This window comes from Streptomyces pathocidini (assembly GCF_001418495.1).
Lineage (GTDB): Bacteria > Actinomycetota > Actinomycetes > Streptomycetales > Streptomycetaceae > Streptomyces > Streptomyces pathocidini.
The window spans coordinates 1-2312 of sequence record NZ_LIQY01000531.1 but is presented as its reverse complement, the minus strand read 5'-3'; the positions used below and the strand labels follow the sequence as shown (position 1 = coordinate 2312).

The 2312-nt window shown below is 69.6% G+C and carries 3 protein-coding genes; all 3 read left to right on the top strand.

The window, feature by feature from the left end; genetic code table 11:
• A partial coding sequence (ettA, locus tag AOK16_RS21990) for an energy-dependent translational throttle protein EttA (RefSeq protein WP_055473908.1) occupies positions 1-1549 on the top strand: 1549 nt, incomplete at its 5' end.
• 4 nt (positions 1550-1553) lie between these two features.
• Positions 1554-1988 (top strand): acyl-CoA thioesterase, encoded by a 435-nt coding sequence (locus AOK16_RS21985; protein ID WP_055473907.1) that lies wholly within the window; start codon positions 1554-1556, stop codon positions 1986-1988.
• On the top strand, positions 1985-2312 hold a 328-nt coding region (locus AOK16_RS21980), incomplete at its 3' end, for a DUF8010 domain-containing protein (RefSeq protein WP_478072553.1). The genes AOK16_RS21985 and AOK16_RS21980, both read left to right, overlap by 4 nt.

The window sequence follows — 2312 nt, the reverse complement described above, 5'->3', positions numbered from 1 at the left end:
GAACGGCGCCGGCAAGTCGACCGTCCTGAAGATCATGGCGGGGCTGGAGCAGCCCTCCAACGGCGACGCCTTCCTCACCCCCGGCTACAGCGTCGGCATGCTCCTGCAGGAGCCGCCGCTGAACGAGTCGAAGACCGTGCTGGAGAACGTCCAGGAGGGTGTCGGCGAGACCATCACCAAGCTCAAGCGGTTCAACGAGATCGCCGAGCAGATGGCCACCGACTACTCCGACGCGCTGCTCGAGGAGATGGGCAAGCTCCAGGAGGAGCTGGACCACGCCAATGCCTGGGACCTCGACACCCAGCTCGAGCAGGCCATGGACGCCCTCGGCTGCCCGCCCGGCGACTGGCCCGTCACCAACCTCTCCGGCGGTGAGCGCCGCCGCGTAGCCCTCTGCAAGCTGCTCCTCGAGGCGCCCGACCTGCTGCTCCTCGACGAGCCCACCAACCACCTGGACGCCGAGTCCGTCCAGTGGCTGGAGCAGCACCTCGCGAAGTACCAGGGCACCGTCGTCGCCGTCACCCACGACCGGTACTTCCTCGACAACGTGGCCGAGTGGATCCTGGAGCTCGACCGCGGCCGCGCCCACCCGTACGAGGGCAACTACTCCACGTACCTCGACAAGAAGGCCGCGCGCCTGAAGGTCGAGGGGCAGAAGGACGCCAAGCGCGCCAAGCGGCTGAAGGACGAGCTGGAGTGGGTCCGCTCCAACGCCAAGGGCCGGCAGGCCAAGTCCAAGGCGCGGCTGACCCGCTACGAGGAGATGGCCGCCGAGGCGGAGAAGACCCGGAAGCTGGACTTCGAGGAGATCCAGATCCCGCCGGGCCCGCGCCTGGGCAACGTCGTGGTCGAGGTCGAGAACCTCTCCAAGGCGTTCGGCGAGAAGGTCCTCATCGACGACCTGTCGTTCACCCTGCCGCGCAACGGCATCGTCGGCGTGATCGGCCCCAACGGCGCGGGCAAGACCACGCTGTTCAAGATGATCCAGGGCCTGGAGACCCCGGACTCCGGCAAGATCAAGGTCGGCGAGACCGTCAAGATCTCCTACGTCGACCAGACCCGGGCCAGCATCGACCCGAAGAAGACGCTGTGGGCCGTCGTCTCCGACGAGCTGGACTACATCAACGTCGGCCAGGTCGAGATGCCCTCGCGGGCCTACGTCTCCGCGTTCGGCTTCAAGGGCCCGGACCAGCAGAAGCCCGCCGGCGTGCTCTCCGGCGGTGAGCGCAACCGCCTCAACCTCGCGCTCACCCTCAAGCAGGGCGGAAACCTGCTGCTCCTCGACGAGCCGACCAACGACCTCGACGTGGAGACCCTCTCCTCGCTGGAGAACGCGCTGCTGGAGTTCCCCGGCTGCGCCGTGGTCGTCTCCCACGACCGCTGGTTCCTCGACCGCGTGGCGACGCACATCCTCGCCTACGAGGGCGAGTCCAGGTGGTTCTGGTTCGAGGGCAACTTCGAGTCCTACGAGAAGAACAAGATCGAGCGCCTCGGCGCGGACGCGGCCCGCCCGCACCGCGCCACCTACAAGAAGCTGACGCGGGGCTGAGGGCGTGGCACGGCACGTCTACTCCTGCCCCCTGCGCTGGTCGGACATGGATGCCTTCGGCCACGTCAACAACGTGGTGTTCCTCCGCTACCTGGAGGAGGCGCGCATCGACTTCATGTTCCGGCTGGCGCCCGGGGAGGGCAGCGCGTCCTTCACCGGCGGCTCGGTGGTGGCCCGGCACGAGATCGACTACCTGCGCCCGCTGGTGCACCGGCACGCCCCGGTCACCATCGAGCTGTGGGTCACCAAGCTCACCGCGGCCTCGCTGACCATCGCGTACGAAGTCAAGGACGAGCAGGAGAGCTACGTCCGCGCGTCGACGGTCGTCGTCCCGTACAACCTCCAGGAAGGGCGGCCGCGGCGGATCTCCGCCGAGGAGCGGGCCTTCCTCAAGGAGTACCTGGACGACAGCATGACCTCGGAGGCCGGCGCCGCATGACGGTGCTGCGCCTCGCCGATGCCGGGGAGGCGGCGGATCTCGCCGCCTTCCTGGCCCGGCTGATCCACTACGACCGCCGCGCCGCCGTCCGCCTCCAGGCGGGGGCGGGAACTCCTCCCGCGGCGGGGGGAGTCGTGGCGGTCTTCGGCCGTCCGGCCTCGTTCGAGGTGCTGGCCATCCGCACGGCCCGGCTCGCCGAGCCGTGCTCCGTCGACGCGACCGTCTCCGCCGGGCAGTTGGCCGACGCGCTCGACGCGGCGGCCGCGGCGGGTGCCTCGCGCGGGGGGCTGGTGGTCACCGTGCCCGAGGCGGTCACCGGGCCGC